We start from the raw sequence: 23349 nt of genomic DNA, 5'->3' as shown, positions 1-23349 counted from the left end.
CAGATATGGGCTAAAGCCCCATGGTATTAAGTGCTTCATCCATCTGGGTTTTGCTGAGTTCCATCAGAAGCGCGATGTCCGTCCACAAAAGGGCAGTACGGACCGTGCGCCCAGGGTATATGCCCTCGAGTGCCCTTTTATAGAGCCCCATCTGCTTGAGGTAAATTGGCGCCACACCCGCGGCATCCCTCGGTGGCGGGCGGTTGGTCTTATAGTCGACAATCAGCACATCTGATTCGGTCACCACAAGGCGGTCCACCTGGCCAGAAATGATGCGGCTGCCCACGCTGCCGGCCACCTGCACTTCGGCGCGACTGCCTGGTGCAAACAAGGGGCTGAAGACCGGATCATTCAGGATATTTTCCACCTCGCCCCAGAAGGCATCCACATCGCTTTCGGGCAAGCCGCCCGAGCGCCGCAGATAGGCTTTCGCGGCGTCTGCCCGGGTATCCACAGGCATGTCAGGTAGCCACTCTAGCAGTGTGTGGATCAAGCGTCCGCGTTCGAACCGCTTGCCGTCACCGCGCGCAGTCGGGCTTGTGGCGGCAGGTTCGTCCTCGTCCGGGCGGCTGGGCGCCAGCGGTCGCGGCGGATCAGGCTCATCGGGCATTCTTTGCGTGATCCAATCCGGCAGCGCAGCCACAGCGTCTGCTTTTGCTTTCGCCTTCGCGGGTGGCACTTCGGCAGTTTGCTCGACCGTCAGGCGCTTCACCTCACGCCCGTCCGCAAGCGTCACGTCCTCCGCCCCGATGCGCTCAAAACCGGCCTCGATGGCCTTGAACCAGCTGTGCTCGTTCGGCTCCCGCCTGTCCTGCCAGCCCGCGATATAAAGCCGGTCCTCGGCGCGCGTCAGCGCCACATAAAGAAGCCGCCTATATTCATGAACCTGCTTCTCCTTCAGCGCCGCTTTCATCTCCTCAACGATCGCCAGGTTCTTGGCAGGCGATGTCCACAGCAATAGCGGCGGCATATCCGGGTCTTTTGCCTCCAAGGGCAGCACGCGTCCGTCACGGCTCACATCCGGCATGCTCACAAGGTCCGAGAGGAACACAATCGGCGCCTGAAGGCCCTTGGCGCTGTGGGCTGTCATGATGCGCACGGCACCGCCCGCAGCTTCCATATCCCGCTTGATCTGGGTGCCGCCATGCTCCACCCGGTGAATGAAGGCCTGCAGGCTGGCGGCCTGCGTGTGTTCGAACCGCAGCGCTTCCTCCAGAAGTTCATCGATCGGGTCATGCACCTCTTCCCCGAGACGGGATGTCAGCTTTTTCCGACCGCCCAGGTCAGTGAGCACATGAGAGAAAAACTCGAACGGCGTCAGGATATCCGCGCCCTTCACCACGTCCTGCATGAACTTCAGTGCACGGGCGAACTCCGGCCTCTCCCCCGCTTTCTTCTGGAGCGCGTGCCACAAGGCACCCTTACGGCCGTAAGCGAGATCAAACAACAAGTCGTCATCGAAGCCCACGAACGGGCTTTTGAGCACGGTCGCCAGCGTCAGGTCATCGGTGGGCAGAAGCGCCGCGTGCGCCAGCGCGAGCAAGTCCATCACCGGCAGCTCGTCCGTCAGCACCATCCGGTCGCGGCCCGCCACCGGCACGCCCAGATACTTGAGCGCGCGCACCAGATGGTCGACAAACGCCGTCCGGCGGCGCACCAGCACCAGCACGTCGCCTGCCTCAATGGGGCGGCCCTGCGCTTCCAGAATCTCACGGTTGCGGATCATGTCATTGATACGTCGGGCGATGCGCCAGGCCGTGCGGCCTTCCGCGTCATCTGCCTGTTCCTGAACGGTAGGCGGCACCCATGTGGCTTCCTCGTCGCCCTCATTATCCGCGGCTGGTGCCTCGAGCGGCCACAGCTCCACAAGGCCGCCATGGCCAGAACGGATAAACTGGTGTTCCACATGCTCAAGGTCCGCGGAAAGTCCGTGCCACGCGTCTGCTTCCCGGTGGAACACAGCATCCACAAGCGACAGTACAGCACCACCCGAGCGGAACGACAGATTAAGCGGTACAGGTTCGGCCTCGCATTCCGCCTGCCAGGCACGGTGGAACACCCGGTCGCGCGCAGCAACGAACTCGCGCGGGTCGGCGCGCTGGAAAGAAAAGATCGATTGCTTGGCGTCCCCCACGGCAAAGATGGTGCGCACCACATCCCGGTCACGCGCGCCCTCGCCTGAGAAAAACTCAGCCGCCAGCGCCTCCACCACCCGCCACTGGTCGCGGTTGGTATCCTGCGCTTCATCAACCAATATATGGTCCACCTGCGCGTCCAGCTTGAAGAGCACCCACGGCGCCACGTCCCCGCGGCTCAGAAGACCCACCGTGCGGTCGATCATGTCGTCGAAATCCACAAGCCCGCGCTCAGACTTGATATCGTGATAGCGCCCAAGCTGCGCGAGCCCAAGCTGCAACAGCGCCGTTGTGGCCTCTGCCGCCTCGATCCGTGCCATACGGTCCGTCACGCGCATGAGGCGCGTCTGTTCTTTCTCAATGATCGCTTCAAACTCGGGATGGTCTGTTAGCGTTTTCTTGACCGCGATCCGGGCGCGGGGCGTACCGGTGGCAGTCAGAAAGGCCAGCGCATAGTCATCAAACAATGCTTTGCGCGCGTCCCCTTCCGCTGCCGTGAATGCGGTGATCGCTTCCCCTGCTTTCGCTTCCGTCTTGCTGCCTGCAAGCAGAACCGGCCCGATAGTGCGCATGCCCCCAAGGTCGAACGCGTCGTCCGCTATCGCCGCCTCAAGCACTGCGGCTTTTGTTTCTCCCGGCGTCAGGTCAAGCGCGCGGTATAGGGCGGGCACCAGCCCCATGCTGCCGTATGCCTGCTCCGCACGGCGGAGGGTGGAGGCTTCGAACGACAGCCGCTCGATCACCTCATCGAAGGTGTTTTCCGTTACCAGCCCCGCGACCTTGTCGAGCGCCTTCTTGACCGCCGCGCCAGCTGGCGTCTGGGTGTAAGCCAGCATCTGGTCCTTGGCCGACGCCATGGTCTCTGCGGCGTCCGCTTCGTCCATGCCCTCGAACCCCGGTGCCATCCCAGCCTCCAGCGGGAAACGGCCCAGAAGCGCCTGACAGAAGCTGTGGAACGTCTGGATCTGCAGTCCACCAGACAGATCAAGCACCTTTGCGAACAGCTGACGCGCGCGGGTCAGCATGTCAGCGTCCGGGTATTCTTCGGTACGGCGATTGATCTCTGCGGCCAGCACGTCATCGGCCATCAGGGTCCAGCGCCCGAGTTCCTCGAAGATACGGTTTTTCATCTCCGCTGCCGCAGCCTTGGTGAAGGTCAGGCAGACGATGTTTTCAGGGTCTGTACCCGTCAGCATCAGCCGAAGCACGCGGGCGGTCAGAACGTGGGTCTTGCCCGTTCCGGCAGATGCGCCCACCCAGGCTGTCAGTTCCGGGTGCGTGGCACGCGCCTGTTCAAACGTCATGCGGGGTTTAGCCATCTTTGCCTCCCCCGAACGGATCATCGGCGTTACGCCATTCTTTCACCCGCGCAAGATGGTCATAGTCGCCATAACCGGCTTCCTTGGGCCGCGGGTTGGAAAGATATGGTGTCGTGGGCTTCGAGAACTCTTTCACCAGGCCGGTTAAGCCTTGTTCCGCGTCCGAAATAATATCCGGCACGTCTTTGATGGGGCGGTGCTGTTTCTGCACCGGCTCCCCGCCCTTCAGTTCCCAGAACACAAGGTCTTCAACCTCTGTCCCGTCCACGCCCTCGAACGCGCCGCGCTCAGCTAGCCAGCCCTCAAGCGGCAGCTGGGGCGCGAAGCCCGCTTCCATGCGGCGTTTGGTGGGAATGTTGCCGGTTTTATAGTCTATGATGGTCAGCGCGCCGCCTTCCCGCCGGCGGTCGATCCGGTCTGCCTTGGCGATCAGCGTGAAATCGGCGCCCGGCAGCTTCGCCTCTGCCCAGCTTTCCACCGCTGCCACGTCATAAAGCTCCGCGCGCTCGGCCTCATTTTTCACGAACCAGTCGGCAATACGCTCGAACCGCGGCCACCAAAAAGCATAAACCGTGGGCATGGTCAGGACGTCTTCGAACACCTTACGGCCTACTTCCATCAGGCGCTTGAGCCCCGCATCACCGCGCGTGGGGCCGTCTTCAAGAAGGAAGCGTTCAAGCGCCTCATGAAGCAGCGTGCCTTTGGTGGCTGCATTCGGTCGGTCGTCCACCGGGTCAAGCGGGCGGAAGCCCAGCACCTTCTGCGCATAAAGGCCATATGGGTCACGCATCCAGGTTTCCACTTGTGTAACCGAAAGCTTGGAGGGGCGCGCATCCAGTGGCGGCGTAGGCCGCGGCGGCAGGCAGGGTGTCACCACCGCGCTGCGGTCAAGCGCTGCCGCCCAATCAAGATAAGGCCCTGCACTTGGGACCTCGCGGCCTGCGAGGGCTTCAATACGGAACAGCCAGCGGCTTGGCACCGTTGGCGCGCCGCCCACTTTTTCCGCGCGCGTCAGCACCACATCACCGCCTGAAGCCGCCTGCACGAAATCGTGGGCAGACTGCCCAATCCGGCGTTCAAGCGGCGGCAAGCCGAACTCTGCCCGCATCGGGCGGTTCATCCAGGGCTCGGGCTTCACCTCGCCCGGCCAGGTGCCTTCATTGAGACCGCCAAGGATCATCAGGTCAGCCCGCTGCAGACGGGCCTCCAGCGTCCCCCAAATGGACAGGCGCGGGTGCTGGCGCCACACGGGCCGCACGCTGACGCCAGCCAGCAGTTCATCGAACAGGGCGGCATAGCCGTCTGCCATCACACCGGTCACTGGCGTTGTTTCCTGAATCAGGTCCGCCAGCGCATCCGCCAGCGCCTGGCCTTCCTCGCCCTTCCACAGGATGGCTTCGCCAGCTTCAGCCTCGGTCGAGGCAAGCGCTTCGGCCACACCCACATGGCGGCGCAGCAGCGCATCGAGCGGCAATTCTTCCGCGAGGCCCTGTTCAAGCGGCGCAAGCGCCTTGATCACGCACTCAAGCACCGCAATGTCATCGTCGTTGAAGCCAGCCTTAGTGTCCTGGGCCACAACGCGGGCACGGGCCATCAGGCCATGGAGGCCACCCGCCGGCCGCACGCCGCGCAGAACAAAGGTATCCAGCCGCCGGAGGCTCGCAAGGAACGCCGGGCGATCCAGCCCCACAGCGACAAACGGATGCTGCAGGAGCGAGAGCAGCGCAACAGGCGAAAACTGTTCAGATGCGGCAGATGCCAAAAGCCCCATAAAACGACCGGGCAGTGTGTTCAGCACCCGGTCACCACCGGAATCGTCCACCTCAATGCCCCAGCGCGACAGGCTGGCGCGCACCATGCGGGCAAGCGCCCGGTCAGGCGTCACAAGCGCCGCGGTCTTTGATGGCTCTTCAAGAACCTCACGCATCATCACCGCAATGGCGTCGGCTTCCTCGCGGCGCGTGGGCGCCACCAGTTTCTTCAGGCCCGCGAAGGGGTCATCAGCATCCGCGAGGCCAAGACCCCGCCAGCCATCGGTTTCCTTGGCAGGCAGCAACGCGTGCCTGAGAAGGAGCCCCCGGTTCGGCCCGACAGGCAGACTGGGCACAGGCCAGTGGGCTACCTCGTGCCGATTTGCGCCCATGGTAAGAAGCAGGCTTTTCAGCACGCCTTGCGGGTGCGTGGCATCGATGGCGTCCCAGGCGCGGTCGGGCATGTCGCGGTCCAGCCCCGGCAAGATCACCGCCCCGTTCGGCATCCGCGCGACAACTGAGAGAAGCTTCGCTGTTGCCGGAATCGAGCCCGTGGAACCGGCCGCAAACACTTGCCCAACAGGCGGGCGCTGGGCCCAGGCTTCAGCGACAATATCCAGCATGGCATCGCGCCGGGCCGCCGGGTTCATCGCACCCTCTGCCTCGAGGATCGCAGGCCAGTGCTCTGACACAATCTTGAGGAAGGCGAGCGTATCTTCCCAGTGGTGCGCCAGATTTTCGGGCACCAGGTCCTTGAGGCCGTCAAACGACAGGCCTTCCGTGTCGATACTGTCCATCAGCTTGGCAAGCTCGCCGGCCAGACGCCAGCCTTGTGCGGGAGCGAGCCGCTCGCCTTTGAGCGCAATCCAGCGCATCACCTGCTGCATCAAGAGAACCTGTCGCCGCGTGCCACCAATGGCGGGCTTAAGGTCAGATGGGTCGAGGCCCAAGCCAGCCCCAAGGAAAGTGATTTCGTCTTCGTCCACATCGCCGATCGGGCGCATGGCGGGGAGGAGCGTGGGCTTCTGACCAAGCTGGCGCAGGAAGGCTTCGCGGAGCGACCGCCCGGCCCGCCGGTTAGGCACCAACACTGTCATGTCCGCGAGCGCTGTAGGGTCCCCGCCTGCGCGGCTGATCAGGCCCGCTGCGAGCGCATCCACGAAGGGATAGGCGGGATCAACCGTGAAAATAGTGGGGTCGCGATCAGCCATGGCCTAGCCCAGTCGCAGGGAGGCCAGCTTGTCCTCCGCCGCCTTGATGGCTTCGGGCGTGCCCACATGCATCCAGTGCCCGGTGTGCAAAAGTCCGAACAGCCGGCCAGCCTTTTCAGCCTTGCGGAAAATCTCCACATTTGACCACCTGCCTTCCGGCATATCATCATAAAGCGCGGGGTTCACCAGTTGAATGCCGCCGAACATAACAGGCGCAGACGCAGCGGAGCCGCGGAAACGAATAGGTGTTGGACCAGACGGATCACCGTCCGGAATAAAGTCTCCTGCACCATGATAACCAAGCGCCTCCGCTGTGGGCACCAGCAACAGCAGCACATCCATGCGCTTGGGGTCAAACACCTGCGCAAGCCGGGTGAGTGTGCCGCCCGTCCCATCGACCCAAAGGGCGTCGCTGTTGATCACATAGATCGGGTCGCGCCCGAGCATCGGCAGCGCTTTTTTCACGCCGCCGCCGGTTTCAAGAAGCGCGTCGCGTTCGTCAGATATAGCCACATGCCCCTCTGCCACAAGCGGGGCAAGGTGGCTTTCGATCTGGTCAGCCAGATGATGCACATTGACCACGATTTTTTCACAGCCCACCTTCCAGAGGTGCGCCAGAATGCGGTCCAGCAGCGGCACGCCAGCGACGCGCACAAGCGGTTTCGGCGTGGTGTCAGAGATCGCACCCATGCGTGTGCCCTTGCCCGCCGCCAGCACCATGGCATTCTTTATGGCGTTTTGGGGTGCGCTCATGCCTCAAGCCCTTCCACGAGCGGCTGCCAGCGAGCATCGCCCGACAGAACGACTGTGCGTTCGCCGCGCTCACCAATCGTCAGCCGCACCGTAAGCGCACCAACCCACCAGTCTTGTGGCATGCGGTCCGGCCATTCGATCAGGCAGATGGCCTCATCCCGCGCTTCGTCCAGCCCAAGCTCGAAGGCTTCTTCGGGGTCCGTGAGGCGGTAGAGATCAGCGTGCCAGACCTCAACACCATCATCGCAGCCATAGGTTTGCACCAGCGTGAAGGTGGGGCTTGGTACTTCGGCTTCCGGGTCATGCAGGCGCGCGCGGATGAAGGCGCGGGCGAGCGTGCTTTTGCCCGCCCCCAAGTCGCCCTCAAGCGCGATGAGACGCCCCGCGGGAACGCGGTCCGCCAGGGCCTCGGCCAGCTTCAGTGTGTCTGCTTCGGTTCGGCATTTTATGGTCCGGGAAACTGTGTCGCTCATGGTCATAAAGTCTATTTGGCGGGTTCGGCGTCAGCCGGTTGGGTACGCGGCAGATCACAGCTCAGCGATAGCCCTTCCTCGCCAAGCGGGTCAAGCCGAATGCTGCCATGATGCAGATTGACGATGGAACGCACCAGCGCCAGGTCAAGGCCTGTCGCAAGCTTGCCGCCCGGGGAAGCGCCCATGCGCACGGTGGTCACCAGCCGGTCGCGTTCCCGCTCGGTCAGCCCGGAATCCGGGTTGCTGATATTGATGGTGACCAGATCATCACTCCCTGAAAGCTCAATCGACAGTTTGCCGCCATGGCGGGCAAAGTTGAGCATGGAGGAAACCATATTGTAAAATGCCTGCCGAATGCGGCGCTCGTCGGCTTCAATCACACCGACATCCTGCAGTTTGTCCAGCTTGATCTGGATTTCCGACTTGCGCGCCAGTTCAACCACCAGATGGCCTGTGTCGTTGATTGCCTCAGTCACATTCATGGGCTTGAGCGTCAGGTGTGCCTCGCCCGCATCCAGCACCGCCAGGTCAAGCACGTCTGCGATAAGGTCCTTGAGCTCGCCCGACGCTGTCAGGATATTTTTGACATAGTCCGCCTGATGGTCATTGAGTTCACCGAACATCTTCTGGTCCAGCATTTCAGCGAAGCCGATGATGCTGTTGAGTGGCGTCCTGAGCTCATAGGACATGTTGGTGATAAATTCGCTCTTGAGCCGATCGGCTGCCTCAAGGGCCGAGGACCGTTCCCTCAGCGCCTGCTCCACCTTGAAGCTGTCGGTCACATCCGACTGCGTCAGCATCACGCCGCCGTCCGGCAGCGGCACGATGGCAAAGTCGATCACCGCATCATCGGTGCGGTACCAACGGCCGCTCCGGTGCTTATGTTCGCTGATCCAGCTGACCAGACGATCCTTGAAATCGCTGTAGCGTGGGTCTTTTTCGTCCGCAATCGCAGGCACCTTGGCAGTCAGTTCGGTCAGGTGCGGGTTGCCGTCAATATCGTCTGCCGTCAGGTTCCACAAAGACCGAAACGCCGGGTTCGAAAGCTGCAACAACCCGTCCGTGCCGAACACGGCGATCGCTTCAACCATATTATCCAGCGTTTCCTGCTGCACCGCCATCAGCGTGTTGTAGGACCGCTCAAGCGCCAGCCGGTCGGTAACATCCTCAAAAAGGATCAGGAGCCCGCCGAACGGGTGCGGCTGGGTCACCACCCGGTGGGCCGTGCCGTCAGGCAAGTGCCACATTTCCTCGAACGGCTCCAGAAGCGTGGTGTAATGCTTGAGGATATTCTTCTTCCACTGCTGGAAATCAGCCTGCTCTGGCAGGCGGCGTTTTTCACGCATGGCATCCAGGATTTCGCTGTGGCGAAGCTCGCTTGAGAGCACGTCTTCGGACAGATGCGACAGCCGGGCAAACGCACTGTTGTAGAACCTCAGCGTCTGCGCCGGTCCGAAAATCGCTACCGGGCTTCGAAGCCGGTTGAGCGTTTCGTTTTGAGCCTCCAGCACACGCGCGAGCTCCGAGAGGGCTTCCTCTTCACCTGTGACATCCACAGCGATGCCCATGACATGGCCTTCATCATCAAGCGGAATATTGGTAACGGCAAAGGCCCGGCGCTGGCCGTCCGTGACACCGAAGCGGCGTTCGCGCACCCGCTCGCCTTTGTCACGCGCCTTGCGGGCAGCAGCCAGGCTGCCACGGTCAAAGAGCTCCAGGTTGCGTTCGGTCACATCATAGACGCTGTTGCCGTCCACGGCTTTCACATAGGCTTCATTGACATCCACGATGCCATAGTCCGGCCCCCGCACCCACACCGGGAACGGCAGGTTGTTGAAAACCCGCGTGAGGTCCTTGAGCTTCAATTCAAGCGCCCGCACGCCCTGGCGGTTGGTCCGCGTTGCGCGGTCCATGCTTTCTTCGATCCACAGGATGCTCGCGGGCCAGCGGTCATCGCGGGCAGGCAGCCACTGAAAATCAAGGATCAGGCGCGGCTGGTTCTTGCCGCGATCAATGATCAGCGGTGTGGAAATATCCCCACCGGAAGAGAGGCTGCGCTTGATATCCGCGACTGTGCGGTCCGGAATGCCGTTTTCTGCTGTGACAAGCTCATCAAGGGTACGCGCGCTGTCGTCCAGGCCCACAAGATCCAGCGTATCGGCATCAGCCTGCATGCGCCCATCCGCCCACAGCCAGATGGGGTGACGGCGGTCTGTCTGGATCATGCTATCAAGGAAGTTGGCAAGGTCCTGCAGCGACCGCGCCCTGTCTGTCGCCCGCCCGGTGCGCCACAAGGCATATAGCGCCAGACCAACCCACGCGGCTGCAGCAACACCAATGACGATCCAGATTACATATGATGGCAGGTCACCAAACGGCACAGCCAAAATCTCCCCTTGGACCAAGACAGAAAATCATCTTGAACTAGGAGAGAGTAGCCTCTTTGCCCGAGGTGGCACAAGACGAGATTGGGCCGGCGAACCGGCCCAATTTGATTAAACGCCGAATTCGCTTTTCAGCGCGTCCACGAGATCGGTCTTCTCCCAGGAGAAGCCACCGTCTTCCGCCGGCTTGCGGCCAAAGTGACCGTAGGACGACGTGCGGGTATAGATCGGCTTGTTGAGGCCCAAATGCTCGCGAATGCCGCGGGGGCTCAGGTTCACCATCTGCTGCAGCACGTTTGACAGATGCTGCGGGTCCACCCGCGGCTGATCGCCCCAGAGGTCCACATACACCGCGAGCGGCTTGGATACGCCGATGGCATAAGCCAACTGGATCGTACAGTTGTTGGCCAAGCCCGCAGCCACCACGTTTTTCGCCAGATAGCGGGCAGCATAAGCGGCTGAGCGGTCCACCTTGGTTGGGTCCTTACCCGAGAAGGCACCGCCACCATGTGGGGCTGCGCCGCCATAGGTGTCCACGATGATCTTGCGGCCCGTGAGGCCAGCGTCACCATCTGGCCCGCCGATCACGAACTTGCCGGTCGGGTTCACATAAAACTCACCTTCAGGGCACATCCAGCCTTCCGGCAGCACCGCTTCCACGTGCTTGCGCACCAGGGCGCGCAGAACTTCCTGCGTGACGCCTTCCTTATGCTGAGTGGAAACCACAACAGATGTGGCACCAACAGGCCTGCCGTCCACATAGCGAAGCGTCACCTGGCTTTTGCTGTCTGGCTCCAATTCTGGCGCCTCACCGGAATGACGCGCAGCAGCAAGGGACTTCAGGATGCGGTGCGAGAAATCGATCGGTGCCGGCATCAGGCTTTCGGTTTCGTCGCAGGCATAGCCGAACATGATGCCCTGGTCGCCCGCGCCTTCGTCCTTGTTGCCAGCGGCGTCAACGCCCATGGCGATATCTGCTGACTGTTCGTGCAGGTGGTTCTCAAAAACGGCATTCTTCCAGTGGAAGCCTTCCTGCTCGTACCCGATTTCACGCACAGCGTTCCTGGCAACTTCCTCGATATGCGCCTGAACGCTTTCAGGGCCGCGTACCTCACCCGCCAGGATGATCCGGTTGGTCGTAACCATGGTTTCGCACGCAACGCGGGCTTCTGGGTCTGCACCCAGATAGAGGTCCACAACGCTATCGGAAATCCGGTCGGCTACCTTGTCCGGGTGGCCTTCTGAGACGGATTCACTGGTGAAAACATATTCGCTCATTCTTCTCTCCTCGAGACAGGGGGCTACCGCCCCCAATCGCCCCTAGTAACGGTAATGTTCCGGCTTGAACGGGCCTGCAACCTGAATGCCCAGGTATTTGGCCTGGTCTTCACTGAGCTGCGTGAGCTTGGCGCCCAGCTTGCCAAGGTGCAGCGCGGCCACTTTCTCGTCCAGGTGCTTTGGCAGCACATAAACATTGCGGTCGTACTTGGTATGGTTTTCCCAAAGCTCAATCTGCGCCAGCACCTGGTTGGTGAAGGAGGCAGACATCACGAAGCTTGGGTGGCCGGTGGCACAGCCGAGATTCACGAGACGACCTTTAGCGAGCACGATCAGGCGCTTGCCGTCCGGGAACACAACTTCGTCCACCTGCGGCTTCACTTCTTCCCATTTCATGTTGGAAAGCGCTGCGATCTGGATCTCGCTGTCGAAGTGGCCGATGTTGCACACAATCGCGCGGTCTTTCATATCGCGCATGTGGTCAAGCGTGATCACGTCCTTGTTGCCTGTGGCGGTGACAAAGATATCGCCAACCTTCGCGGCATCATCCATTGTCACGACCTCATAGCCTTCCATAGCAGCCTGCAGCGCACAGATCGGATCGATTTCCGTTACCATCACGCGCGCACCCTGACTACGGAGCGATTCGGCTGAGCCCTTGCCCACGTCGCCGTAACCGCACACAACAGCAACCTTGCCTGCGATCATTACGTCGGTGGCGCGTTTCACGCCGTCGACCAGGCTTTCGCGACACCCATAGAGGTTGTCGAACTTGGACTTGGTCACGCTGTCGTTGACGTTGATTGCAGGAACTGCGAGCGTGCCGGCCTTCGCCATTTCATACAAACGCATCACGCCGGTTGTTGTTTCCTCGGAAATGCCCTTCACACCATCCATCAGCTCTGGATAGTCTTCGTGCATGATGACAGTCAGGTCGCCGCCATCGTCCAGAATCATGTTCGGCACCCAGCCGTCAGGGCCTTTGATGGTTTGGTGGATACACCAAACGGCTTCTTCCTCGGTTTCACCTTTCCAGGCGAAGACAGGAATACCGGAAGCTGCCATCGCCGCCGCCGCGTGATCCTGTGTCGAGAAGATGTTGCAGCTGGACCAACGCACTTCAGCGCCAAGCGCCGTCAGTGTTTCAATGAGAACCGCAGTCTGGATGGTCATATGCAAACAGCCGGCAATGCGCGCACCCTTGAGGGGCTGGCTTGCACCGAACTCTTCCCTAAGCGCCATCAGGCCTGGCATCTCGGTTTCTGCGATTTTGATTTCTTTGCGCCCCCAGTCGGCGAGCGAAATATCGGCAACTTTATAGTCGGTCATGAATTTGATCCTGCTTAACTCTAGGGCCCGCGCACTTGCACCAAGGCCAAACTTAATTTGGCCTGCTTATAGCAGGTAGGATCAAAAAGATAAAGATTTCTTTATATAACGAAGATTGGATACTTATTCGTCTTCGCCAAAGCGGTTGGAAACCATGGCGGAAAGGGCTTCCACAGCTGCGAAAGCGTCATCCCCTTCGGCGGAAATTTCAATGGAATCGCCCTTGGCCGCCCCTAGCATCATCAGTCCCATGATGGACGTACCAACCACGCTGACGCCGTCTTTGGATACGGAAACGATAGCGTTATAGCGCCCAGCTTCCGTTGCAAACCGGGCTGATGCTCTTGCATGAAGCCCGCGCGCATTCACGATGTCCACGCGCTTTTTTTCACCAGCTACTGCCATACTCACTTTTGTTTCACTCCCCAACACCAGCGTGATGCGCCCCCGCGCAACGCCGCTTTATTTTCCTATCCAGCCAATTTATCGGCTTTATCAGCCCCCAAGGACCTGACTGGCCACATTGATATATTTAACACCCGCTTCTTTGGCGGCTTCGACTGATTCTTCAAGCGTTGAGCCATGCCGTACGCTTGCCAGCTTGATCAGCATTGGCAAATTAATACCGGCAATCACTTCGGTCTTGCCTTTTTCAAGAAGCGAGATCGCCAGATTCGATGGCGTACCACCGAACATGTCCGTCAGCAGCACAACGCCGCTGCCGCTATCCACTTCCTTGACCGCATCCATGATCTGCTGACGACGGAGTTCCATATCGTCGTCCGGCCCGATGCAAATGGCACGAATCTGCTCCTGGGCGCCTACCACATGCTCTGTCGCGGCAACAAATTCGTCCGCCAACCGTCCGTGGGTCACCAACACCATGCCAATCATTCACACACCCTCTTCTCTAATCCTGGCTCTGTAGCCCGCATCTGCCGATTAAACTTCTTCTCCGGCAATTTCCCTATGGCAAAGATTGACGGCCATGCCGTCCAGCTTCACCCGTGCCGCGATGGTTTCCGCCACTGCTACAGAACGATGTTTGCCACCTGTACAGCCAAATGCAAGCGTGAGATAGGATTTTCCTTCCTGTGCATAGCGCGGCAGCAGGAATTCCAGCAGGTCTTCCACCTTCTCAACGAAGGGTTCAAAGCCTTCGTCCGCCTTGACGAAATTGGCGACATCCTCTTCGCGCCCGGTTCGGGGCTTGAGCTCCGGCACATAATGCGGGTTCCTCAGAAAGCGAACGTCCAGCACCATGTCAGCGTCCCGCGGCACGCCGTGGGCGAACCCAAAGGACATGAAGGTAACAATCAGTTTGGGCAGCGCTTCGGCTGCGAACCGGCTCAGCACCGTTCGGCGGGTTTCGGCCCCTGTTCGCCCCGTTGTATCAATCAAGCCGTCCACATGGGGCCTGATATGTGCCATCATTTCGCGTTCACGCAGGATGGCTTCCCTCAGGACAAGCCCCTTTCCAAGCGGGTGCAGCCGCCGCGTTTCGGAAAAGCGTTTCATCAGTTCATCGTCGGACGCATCCATAAAGAGCACATGCAGCGACACATCTGCGATGTCGCGCAAGTCCGTGATGGTTTGGGCAAACTGTTCGGGCGAAAAATGCAGTGTCCGGCTATCAATCCCCACGGCAAGCGGCGTCATATCCCCCGCGCTGCGGGCTTCGTCCACCAGGCGGCCCAGCATGGTCAGCGGCAGGTTGTCGATCGCCTGATAGCCGATATCTTCGAAGGAATGCAGGGCCGATGATTTCCCGGCGCCGGAAAGCCCCGTAACGATCACAAGCTGTCTTTTATCTGCCGTGGCCTCGGCCATACTGCTATCCCTTTTTATAGTCCTCGACACCCAACCCTAGCTGATCGGGATAATGGATGGCGAGTTCAATTTTCTGCGGCGCGCTAAGGTCAAAGGCATGCAGTCTCACAAGCGGCAATTCCAAGCCTTCTATGGTGATGCTGGCGGGGTCGGGCAGGCGATCTACGGCATCAGCATCCACCAAATCGACCACCAGTTTCACAAGCGCTGTCTTGATCGCCGGCAGGGACATAACACCGATGCCGCGCACCTCGATAAGCCCGTAAATCCTGTCCGGGGCGTATCCCATCAGGCCGCGGGAGCGTTTCTCAAGAACCACCTGGTCGTCGGCCACCAGAACCGCCCCCCGGTCCATCAACCTGAGCGCCAGATCAGACTTGCCTGAGCCGGAAGGACCGCGCAACAGCACACCAACGCCCGCCAGATCCACCAATGTTCCGTGATAGTTGTTCACCCGTCTCAAGCCCTGTGTTCAGTGCATCAAAGCGTCCGCCGATCAGGCGGACATGGGCAACTCTACGATAAAGCGGGCACCCAATATAGTGGCATTCTCGCCAGTATGATTTTCGGTGCGGTTTTCAGCGCGGATCACACCCGAGTGGGCCTCCACCACCTGCCGGGAAATAGCAAGTCCAAGGCCTGAGTGTTTGCCGAAGTCCTCTTTGTCCGGGCGTTCTGAATAAAAGCGGCTGAAGATTTTTTCTTCCGCACCCTCAGGCAGGCCCGGGCCTTCGTCCTCGATCATCACGATCACCCAGCGGTCCTGACGCTCAAGCGTCACCTTCACCTTGGCGCCCTCCGGGCTAAAGCTGATGGCATTATCGATCAGGTTGCGCCACACCTGCCCCAGGCGCGCTTCAACACCGGCAACCATGAAAACATTTGACTCATAGTCGTCATACACCACCTCTACCTCGCCGTTCGTGTGCGCGGTCTTGTAGGATTCCACAAGCACGCCCAACATCACAGCCAGGTCGACAGGTTCGGTCTGGGCACGGGTCAGCTCCGCCTCAAGCCTTGAGGCGTTCGAGATGTCAGTGATTAACCGGTCTATGCGCTTCACGTCATCGCGCAGAATGGCAAACAGCTTGGCCTGCACATCCGGCTTGTCCGTCATCGACAGGGTTTCAAGCGCACTTCGCATGCTTGAGAGCGGGTTTTTGATCTCATGTGCCACATCGGCGGCGAACTGTTCAACCCGGTCAATCTGGTTATAAAGCGCCTGCGTCATATCGGAAAGCGACCTTGAAAGATCGCCGATCTCATCCATCCGCTCGGCGAATTCAGGGATATTTTCCTCGCGTCCGATGGCCTGGCGCACCCGCTCGGCGGACCGCGCCAGCACCCGGATGGGCCGTACCAGCGTGCGCCCCAGGAAAAAGCTCAGCAGCATCGTGAGCACCAGCGCGCCCAGGAAAACACGCACCGTCAGCATCTGCTCCTGCCGCACGATGGCATCGATATCGTCGGTCTGGGATGTCAGGAGCATCACACCAAGGATACGGCGGAAACGCTGTACCGGCACAGCGATATTGACGATATAACGGCCGTCTTCACGCACCCTTATCTGGGTCATGGTCTCGCCCTCAAGCGCGGCCATCACCTCAATGAAATCTTCCCCGCGCATGCCCGGCCGGTCCACGCTTGGCGGCGCCTCAATATCTTCGGTGATGCTATCCAGCAGGCGGTGAACCGCGTCTTCCATCTGATCCAGAAGGCTGACCTGTGCGTCCAGCGCTGGCAGCTCCTCTTCAATCAGGCGCTTATCGCCCGCGAGGAACCGGCTGTCCGCGATCATGCGGCCGTCGGTGGCGAAAAGCCGCGCGCGGTTATCCGTTGGCCCCACGAGCCGGGTCAGGATTTGCCGCGCTGGCGCAAGATCAATATCAACGGCTTCCGGGCCACCGGCGGCCGATTCACCCAGCGCACCGGCAATGATGCGCGCCTGCACCGTGAGTGTATTGACGCGTTCGGCAATCAGATTGTCGCGAAACTGGTTGAGGTAGAGCACGCCACCCACAAGAATGATCAACGCAATAGCGTTGACCACCATGATCCGCACCATCAGGGGCGAAAGCCCGCGCGAATAGTGGCGCGGCCGGGCGGATTGCTTCGCGCGGTCACGGCGGCTTGAGGCGGATTTTCTTTTCTGCTCGGTGTCGGTCATAAACTTGTGCTGATCATGTCATGCACAAAGCTTAGTCGTCACTGTAGCGGTAGCCAACACCATAAAGCGTTTCGATCGCATCAAAATCATCCGCCACGGCACGGAATTTCTTGCGCAGGCGTTTGATGTGGCTGTCGATTGTACGGTCATCCACATAGACATCATCCGAATAGGCGGCGTCCATCAGCTGGTCGCGGCTTTTCACATGCCCTGGGTGCTGCGCCAGTGTCTTGAGGATCAGGAATTCCGTAACCGTGAGCGTCACATCCTTGCCGGCCCAGGTGACGCGGTGACGCATGGGGTCAAGCACAAGGCGACCGCGCTCCATCACTTCTTCGCCGGGTTCGGCTTCAACTTCTTCAGGCTCGCGCTTGTTCATTTCCATGCGCCTGAGCAGCGCCCGGATGCGTTCGATCAGCAAACGCTGGGAGAAAGGCTTGCCGATATAGTCGTCCGCGCCCATCCTGAGGCCCAGAAGTTGGTCGATCTCTTCATCCTTGGAGGTGAGGAAAATCACAGGCATGTCTGTCACTTCGCGAAGCTTCCGCAGAAGCTCCATCCCGTCCATCCGCGGCATCTTGATATCAAGCACTGCCAAGTCGGCAGGATTCTTGGACAAAGCTTCCCACGCTTTCTGGCCGTCAGGGTAGGTGCGCACGCGGAAGCCTTCGGCCTCCAGCGCGATTGTCACAGATGTCAGGATGTTCCGGTCGTCATCAACCAGTGCGATTTGTGCTGTCATAGTGTCCCCTCAAATTCGCCGAGCCTGAAGCCCTGCGACCGCTTTTTTCATTCTGGCTTATATGGGGGAGTTTGGTCCCCGATACAAATCCCTGTCAAGGTTAAGCGTTAGGCCGACTTTAAGTCCAAAAAAAGGCGCAGAATGGACACCGCCGTGGCAATTTATCCGACACACAAGAAAATATCCCGACCGAAGAGTCCAAGTTCTTTTCGGCACTTAGCATTTTGACAGCGCTATCATTTTGATTTCATTCAGAATCAGGTTGATTTTAGGGGGCATATCCGCAAGTTTATCGGCCTTCCCGAGATGGGTCGGGACAAGAACTGACCAGGGCCCGCACGCGCGCGTGGATATTATAAAGAGCCCGGCATAAATTGCTTCGGTGAGCATATTCCCGGAGTGCCCCAATAATCACTTGGAGGACAAGACGTTGCAAGTCTTTGGCGCCTGTCTAAGCACCGTCGGTCTGGATGCACACGGCATCCTTGAAACCGGAAACCAATATTGGAACCTGGGCACTTCAGCCCTGTATGAAGAATCGATTCGCCGCGGCGAAGGCCAGATTGCAAAAGATGGCCCGCTTGTGGTGAAAACCGGGAAACACACCGGTCGTTCCGCGAATGACAAATTCACCGTTCGCGACGAGATGACCGAAGAGACCATCTGGTGGGGTAAAACCAACCGCCCGATGACCCCGGAACAGTTCGACACCCTGCATGATGCGTTCCTTGCCCACATGAAAGGCAAGGATCTTTTCGTTCAGGACCTGTGGGGCGGCTCTGACCCTGAGCACCGTGTTGCTGTTCGCACCATCGGCGAATATGCCTGGCACAGCCTTTTCTGCCGCACCATGCTTGTGCGCCCAAGCGAAGACGAACTCAAAGGCATGGCGCCACAGTTCACCGTGATCAACCTGCCAAGCTTCAAGGCTGATCCGGCCACCATGGGCTGCAACAGCGAAACCGTTATCGCGGTGAACTTCTCGAAAGGCATCGTGCTGATCGGCGGCACCGAATATGCGGGTGAGAACAAGAAGTCTGTCTTCTCCATCCTCAACTACCTGCTGCCTGAGAAGGGCATCATGCCGATGCACTGCTCCGCCAACATCGGCCCAGAGGGCGACGTGGCGATCTTCTTCGGCCTTTCCGGCACCGGCAAGACGACCCTGTCTGCCGACAGCAGCCGCACCCTCATCGGTGATGACGAGCATGGCTGGTCCGACGACAGCGTCTTCAACTTCGAAGGCGGCTGTTACGCCAAGATGATCCGCCTGTCCGAAGAAGCTGAGCCTGAAATTCATGCGACAACGAAGCGGTTCGGCACCATCCTGGAAAACGTGGTGATGTGCGAGCACACTCGTGAGCTGGACCTGGACGATAACACGCTGGCGGAGAACACCCGCGGCGCGTACCCGATCGATTTCATCCCGAACACCAGCGAAGAAAACCGCGGCGGCAAGCCAAAGAACATCATCATGCTGACGGCTGATGCGTTCGGCGTTCTGCCTCCGATCGCGCGCCTGACGCCAGAGCAGGCCATGTACCACTTCCTAAGCGGTTACACCGCGAAGGTTGCTGGCACCGAAATCGGTGTGAAAGAGCCACAGGCGACTTTCTCAACCTGCTTCGGCGCGCCTTTCATGCCGCGTCACCCAAGCGTGTATGGCGATCTTCTCCGTAAGAAAATCGCTGAAGGCAGCGTGAACTGCTGGCTGGTGAACACAGGCTGGACCGGCGGTGTTTACGGCGTCGGCAACCGTATGCCAATCAAGGCCACCCGTGCCCTCCTGCACGCAGCGCTTGACGGCAGCCTCAACAATGCCCCGATGCGCATTGACGAGAACTTCGGCTTCGAAGTTCCTGTTGAAGTGCCGGGCGTTGACGCCAAAATCCTGAACCCGCGCGACACGTGGGAAGACAAAGAGGCCTATGACGCCAAGGCTGAGCATCTGGTAAGCCTCTTTATCAAGAACTTCGAGACGTTCGCGGATCATGTGGACGACAGCGTGCTGGCCGCAAGCCCACGCCAGACGGCAAAAGCCGCTGAGTAAAAGAAGTTTCGAAACCGAAATGAAGAAGCGCGGAGCTCCGGCCCCGCGCTTTTTTATTGTGCTGATTGCACTTCCTGCTTGATGCGGATGCGGTCGTGGGGGGAAACGCCCAGAAGGCCGGAGACTTTCGCCAGCACATTCTCTTCGAAATTATCGATATGCCGGTCGGCGAAAGCCACGCGCCACAAAAGGCGTACAATCTCCTGCCGCTCTTCGTTATCCAGTTCCTTCGCAATCGTACGGGTGAAGGCATAAAGGCAGGTGGCGTCCGACTGGTCACGCTCTGCGCGCGCCAGAAGCTCCGCAGCTTCAAGATTTGTCAGGTCGAAATGCTCTTTCACGCAGGCTTCCAACTGGTCGCGTTCGTCGCTTGTGAATTCGCCGTCTGCTTTCGAGACCTGCACCAGAAGCGCTGCTGTAGCAAGTTCAAGGCCGGAAGCCCCGACCTCATTCTCGCCCTTCAATCCCAGAATTTTGCTGACCTTCTCGAACATGGCTACTCCTTCACTCTGAACCTAGGCACGCTGCCCCAATCTGCCAACGGCGCCTGCGACAGGTCGCCCTCTCTGCGCGACCGGCTGCGTCAATTTCCGTGCTGGTAATGCACCACGGTTTTGTCGCCTGAATTGCCAACAATGATATCAGGCCTGCCATCACCATTTATGTCGGCCACGGCAACAACATAGGTGCGTGGACCATGGGCTTCAATCTCGGCATTCAGCACAAGGCCACCTGCGCCGTCGCCCAGATAGACCTCCGTGGGGCTGCGGTCATTCCCCACGACGACATCCATATGGCCATCGCCGTTCAGATCAACCAGCGCCAGAGAATAGCTTCTGGACGAATTTCCGCTGAAGGATTGGGCAACCTCAAAGTCGCCATTCCCGCGGTTCAGGATCAGCTGGTTCTGGTCAGCAATATTTGCAGTTACAATATCGGGCCTGCCGTCACCGTTCATATCCGCCACGGCCACGCCGCGCGTGTCATCATTGCCCAGCCCAAACGGGATGCTGGTCGTAAAGGCAAGCGTGCTGTCCCCCAGCAGAATCTGATTTTGCTGCCCGTCACGGTTGGCGAGTACCAGATCAGGGTGGCCGTCGCCGTTCATGTCCGCCACGGCTACATCCAGGGTCCTGTCATCCGCCTGGCCAAAAGGCGCAGGAGCCGCGAAGGCGCCACCCCCCTGATTCACATAGATCAGGTTGGTGGTCCCCCGGCATATTTCCAGAATGTCCAGAAGACCGTCGCCATTCAGGTCTGCGATTGTGATGCTGCGGGTGTATGAGGCCGCACTGCCAAACCACGAGGGCGCACCAAATTGTCCTTTGCCGTCATTCCAGTAAATCTGGTTCTCCAACAGGTCGGATGACGCCACAATATCCAGGTCACCATCGCCGTCCATATCCGCAAGCCGCACGCTATAGCTGGTGGTATCCATATCCCCAAGCATACGCCGCGCGGTAAAGTGCCGCCCGCTGTTATAGTAAACATAGCTTGGCTGGGCCCAGTGGCGGCCATTGGCTTCGACAATGTCCATATCGCCGTCGCCGTCCAGATCACCTGCGGCGAGGCCGGCTGTCAGCAGCGTTTCATCATTGATGGGATAGGCCGCGTGGTCACTGAAAAGTGGCGCCGCGTCATCGGCCAGCGCACCACCGGCAACGGTCGCGGCAAGCAAAACTGTTTTGATCATAATCCCCCCTTGAAATGAATTCGCGATAAAGATTAGGGCCCGCGAGAACAAACGCAACCTCCCTTATATCGGCTGTTAGCCAGCCGTCGCCAACTGAGGGTTTTCAGCGAGCCGATCGGGCGGGAAACAGATGGTGATGCGCGTGCCTTCACCAAGCTTGCTGGCGATATCAAATTTGCCGCCATGCTGGCGTACCAGAAGGCCGCTGAGCGGCAGGCCGATGCCCACACCGGCATTCCGGCGGCGGCGTTCGCTGTCCACCTGACCAAAGCGCGACAGCACAAGCGGCAGGTCGGCTTCGGCAATACCGATGCCCGTGTCTGCCACTTCAATATTAAGGCCTGCTTCGTCGGCCCACAGCCTGACATCGATCTTGCCCTTTTCCACATTGAACTTGATGGCGTTGTTGATGAGGTTGATCAGCACCTGCCTGATCTTGCGCTCGTCGCCCAAAAGAAGCGGAAGCTTCTGCTTGCAATCCAGCTTCATGGTCACATCATGCTGTTCAGCAAGCAGGCTGAGGATATTCAGCACCTCGACCGCCAGGGCTGCAACATCCATGGGCTCCGACTTCACCTCGTCCACGCCGGCTTCGATGCGCGCCAGATCAAGCAGGTCATCAACCAGTTCCAGAAGGTGCGTGCCAGAGGCGTGAATATCGCGGGCATAGTCCTTATAAAGCGTGTTCCCCAGCTTGCCCAGGAGCTCACGCGACATCAGTTCCGAAAAGCCGATGATGGCATTCAGGGGCGTGCGAAGTTCATGGCTGAAGGTGGCAAGGAAATGGCTTTTAGCGTTTGAGGCCTGCTCCGCGTCCTTCAGCGCCACATCAAGCGCGAGCGCCCTGTTCTGAAGGTCGCGGTTGGTGTCTTCAAGGCTGGCCATCAGGATGTCGCGTTCCTGCTCCACCCGCCGGGCCTGAATGACAAACGCATGGGCGTGCATCATGATCACGGCGAAGATGATGAACTGCGACCATTCAAGAGACGAGGCCACAACCCCGGTCACGGACAGGATTTCATAGCCGCCGTAGATCAAGCCACCAAGGCTGACCGAGATCGCTTCCCGGCGCACTTCCGGGGTCTTGATGCTGGCGTGAAACACCGAATAGATCACCATGCAGATGATGGTCATCCACAGTATCTGAACAGGTTCGCGTGTTAGCGTGATGGTGCCTGGCGCCATGAAGGGTGTCACCAACAAGGCGAAGGCCATCATGGCGCAGGAAATGGCGATGATCACCTTGTCAACCAGAAGCCGCCTGCCCTGCCGCAGGAGGTCTGTGACGAAAAGATAGTAGGCAAACGCAATGAAATAGAGCGACAGATACTCAAGGTCATATTTCCGGGCGAGGCTGAAGGAAGGGAGATAATCCCATATCAGGTCGCTGACGAACGCCGCCCGAACGGCAGCCGCAATGGCCAGCAGAGCGAAAAAATTATGCGAGCGCGCGGTACGACGACGGTACCCCATGACAATCGCCGCAATACCAACGAACAGAAGAACAATCACAAGAGCGCTTGGCAGGCCCGTGGCGCGATTTTCCATCGCCGCCATGCGCCACCTGAGGTCCAGAAGCGGCACCTCAATCATGCCGCCCTGCTTGTGGATATAGTTTGAAAGCTGGATCACGAGCGTGAATTTATCGGTGTCGTACGGCAGAGCGATCATGGGCGTGGCCGGGTTCGCCACCACCTGGTCGCCCTCTGGTTCCAGCTCGCCGTTCTTGAACAGAAGCCATGTCTGGGGTGAGCCGTCCGCATTCTGCCCCACTGCGTAAATATGGGAAACAGACCTCAGCGTCCCCATCCAGAAAGCATATGCATTGTCATCCTGGGGCAGTGTGATTTCCCGGCAATAGGTGGCTTTGCCGTGCCCTGTGGAAAGACTGGTTGTGAAAGCCGGCCCCCAGACATCAGGCGCGCTGACCGCCTCGCCCCCTTCCTGACCGCACGCGGTAGCGGCAAGGCTTGTCGGATCAACGATTTGATCGCGATAGACAAACCAGCCGTCTTTCAGCTGCATTGGTTCGTTATTTTCAAAAGACGTGGCTGGCGAAGCGGCCACATAGCTCACCGGCGCGATAAGCAGGAGCGCAAAAAGCGCTCCCAGCCAAACACGCAAGGCTGCCGTACCTATTTCAGGTTTGCCAGAATGCATCCACACACCTTTCGGCACGCCAGGGTGGCCACCAAACCAGACGGTGGCTGTCCCGTCACGCCCGGGTCAACTGG

At 59.5% G+C, this 23349-nt stretch carries 17 protein-coding genes; 1 reads left to right on the top strand and 16 read right to left on the bottom strand.

All coding sequences use genetic code 11. The features are described from left to right. Positions 1 to 10 precede the first annotated feature (10 nt). The 13 genes from addA to ACFO5Q_RS13015 all read right to left on the bottom strand — a co-directional run bounded on the left by addA (position 11) and on the right by ACFO5Q_RS13015 (position 17372). On the bottom strand, positions 11 to 3454 hold the full coding sequence (gene addA / locus ACFO5Q_RS13075) for a double-strand break repair helicase AddA (protein ID WP_068143323.1): 3444 nt from the start codon (positions 3452 to 3454) through the stop codon (positions 11 to 13). After that, positions 3447 to 6416 (bottom strand): double-strand break repair protein AddB, encoded by a 2970-nt coding sequence (gene addB / locus ACFO5Q_RS13070; protein WP_068143322.1) that lies wholly within the window; start codon positions 6414 to 6416, stop codon positions 3447 to 3449. Before addB ends, addA begins: the two co-directional genes overlap by 8 nt. Positions 6417 to 6419: 3 nt before the next feature. Beyond that, a complete protein-coding gene (locus tag ACFO5Q_RS13065) occupies positions 6420 to 7169 on the bottom strand; it encodes a nucleotidyltransferase family protein (RefSeq protein WP_068143321.1) in 750 nt (249 codons plus the stop codon). Further along, on the bottom strand, positions 7166 to 7642 hold the full coding sequence (gene tsaE / locus ACFO5Q_RS13060; protein WP_068144056.1) for a tRNA (adenosine(37)-N6)-threonylcarbamoyltransferase complex ATPase subunit type 1 TsaE: 477 nt from the start codon (positions 7640 to 7642) through the stop codon (positions 7166 to 7168). Before tsaE ends, ACFO5Q_RS13065 begins: the two co-directional genes overlap by 4 nt. A gap of 11 nt (positions 7643 to 7653) precedes the next feature. Then, a complete protein-coding gene (locus ACFO5Q_RS13055) occupies positions 7654 to 10023 on the bottom strand; it encodes a PAS domain-containing sensor histidine kinase (RefSeq protein WP_231727095.1) in 2370 nt (789 codons plus the stop codon). Between the two features lie 114 nt (positions 10024 to 10137). Next, the gene (gene metK / locus ACFO5Q_RS13050) at positions 10138 to 11304 is read right to left on the bottom strand and encodes a methionine adenosyltransferase (protein WP_068143317.1); all 1167 of its coding nucleotides are present in this window, start codon (positions 11302 to 11304) and stop codon (positions 10138 to 10140) included. 42 nt (positions 11305 to 11346) lie between these two features. After that, positions 11347 to 12633 carry an adenosylhomocysteinase gene (ahcY, locus tag ACFO5Q_RS13045; protein WP_068143315.1) on the bottom strand — a complete coding sequence of 429 codons (1287 nt, stop codon included), beginning with the start codon at positions 12631 to 12633 and terminating at the stop codon, positions 11347 to 11349. Between the two features lie 123 nt (positions 12634 to 12756). Then, entirely contained in the window at positions 12757 to 13038 is a 282-nt protein-coding gene (locus tag ACFO5Q_RS13040) for an HPr family phosphocarrier protein (protein WP_068143314.1), read from the bottom strand. Positions 13039 to 13128: 90 nt separating this feature from the next. After that, positions 13129 to 13527, bottom strand: coding sequence for a PTS sugar transporter subunit IIA (locus ACFO5Q_RS13035; RefSeq protein WP_068143312.1), 399 nt, complete (start codon positions 13525 to 13527; stop codon positions 13129 to 13131). 48 nt (positions 13528 to 13575) lie between these two features. Continuing rightward, positions 13576 to 14463 (bottom strand): RNase adapter RapZ, encoded by an 888-nt coding sequence (gene rapZ / locus ACFO5Q_RS13030; RefSeq protein WP_068143311.1) that lies wholly within the window; start codon positions 14461 to 14463, stop codon positions 13576 to 13578. Between the two features lie 4 nt (positions 14464 to 14467). After that, positions 14468 to 14917 (bottom strand): HPr kinase/phosphorylase, encoded by a 450-nt coding sequence (locus ACFO5Q_RS13025; protein WP_156431838.1) that lies wholly within the window; start codon positions 14915 to 14917, stop codon positions 14468 to 14470. 42 nt (positions 14918 to 14959) lie between these two features. Next, a complete protein-coding gene (locus tag ACFO5Q_RS13020) occupies positions 14960 to 16630 on the bottom strand; it encodes a sensor histidine kinase (RefSeq protein WP_068143307.1) in 1671 nt (556 codons plus the stop codon). Between the two features lie 31 nt (positions 16631 to 16661). Then, positions 16662 to 17372 (bottom strand): response regulator transcription factor, encoded by a 711-nt coding sequence (locus tag ACFO5Q_RS13015; protein ID WP_068143305.1) that lies wholly within the window; start codon positions 17370 to 17372, stop codon positions 16662 to 16664. Positions 17373 to 17802: 430 nt separating this feature from the next. Between ACFO5Q_RS13015 and ACFO5Q_RS13010 the strand changes: the two genes are divergently transcribed. After that, complete coding sequence (locus tag ACFO5Q_RS13010) at positions 17803 to 19422, top strand: phosphoenolpyruvate carboxykinase (RefSeq protein ID WP_082719636.1); 1620 nt, start codon at positions 17803 to 17805, stop codon at positions 19420 to 19422. Between the two features lie 53 nt (positions 19423 to 19475). Here ACFO5Q_RS13010 and ACFO5Q_RS13005 read toward each other — a convergent pair whose 3' ends face one another. The 3 genes from ACFO5Q_RS13005 to ACFO5Q_RS12995 all read right to left on the bottom strand — a co-directional run bounded on the left by ACFO5Q_RS13005 (position 19476) and on the right by ACFO5Q_RS12995 (position 23275). Then, positions 19476 to 19916, bottom strand: a complete 441-nt coding sequence (locus tag ACFO5Q_RS13005; protein WP_068143302.1) for a tellurite resistance TerB family protein — start codon at positions 19914 to 19916, stop codon at positions 19476 to 19478. A gap of 89 nt (positions 19917 to 20005) precedes the next feature. Then, a complete protein-coding gene (locus ACFO5Q_RS13000) occupies positions 20006 to 21115 on the bottom strand; it encodes an FG-GAP repeat domain-containing protein (protein ID WP_068143298.1) in 1110 nt (369 codons plus the stop codon). Between the two features lie 75 nt (positions 21116 to 21190). Beyond that, complete coding sequence (locus ACFO5Q_RS12995; RefSeq protein WP_068143296.1) at positions 21191 to 23275, bottom strand: sensor histidine kinase; 2085 nt, start codon at positions 23273 to 23275, stop codon at positions 21191 to 21193. Positions 23276 to 23349: the final 74 nt, after the last annotated feature.

This window comes from Kordiimonas lipolytica (assembly GCF_042651265.1).
Classification (GTDB): domain Bacteria; phylum Pseudomonadota; class Alphaproteobacteria; order Sphingomonadales; family Kordiimonadaceae; genus Kordiimonas; species Kordiimonas lipolytica.
This window is presented reverse-complemented; position numbering and strand designations above follow the sequence as displayed.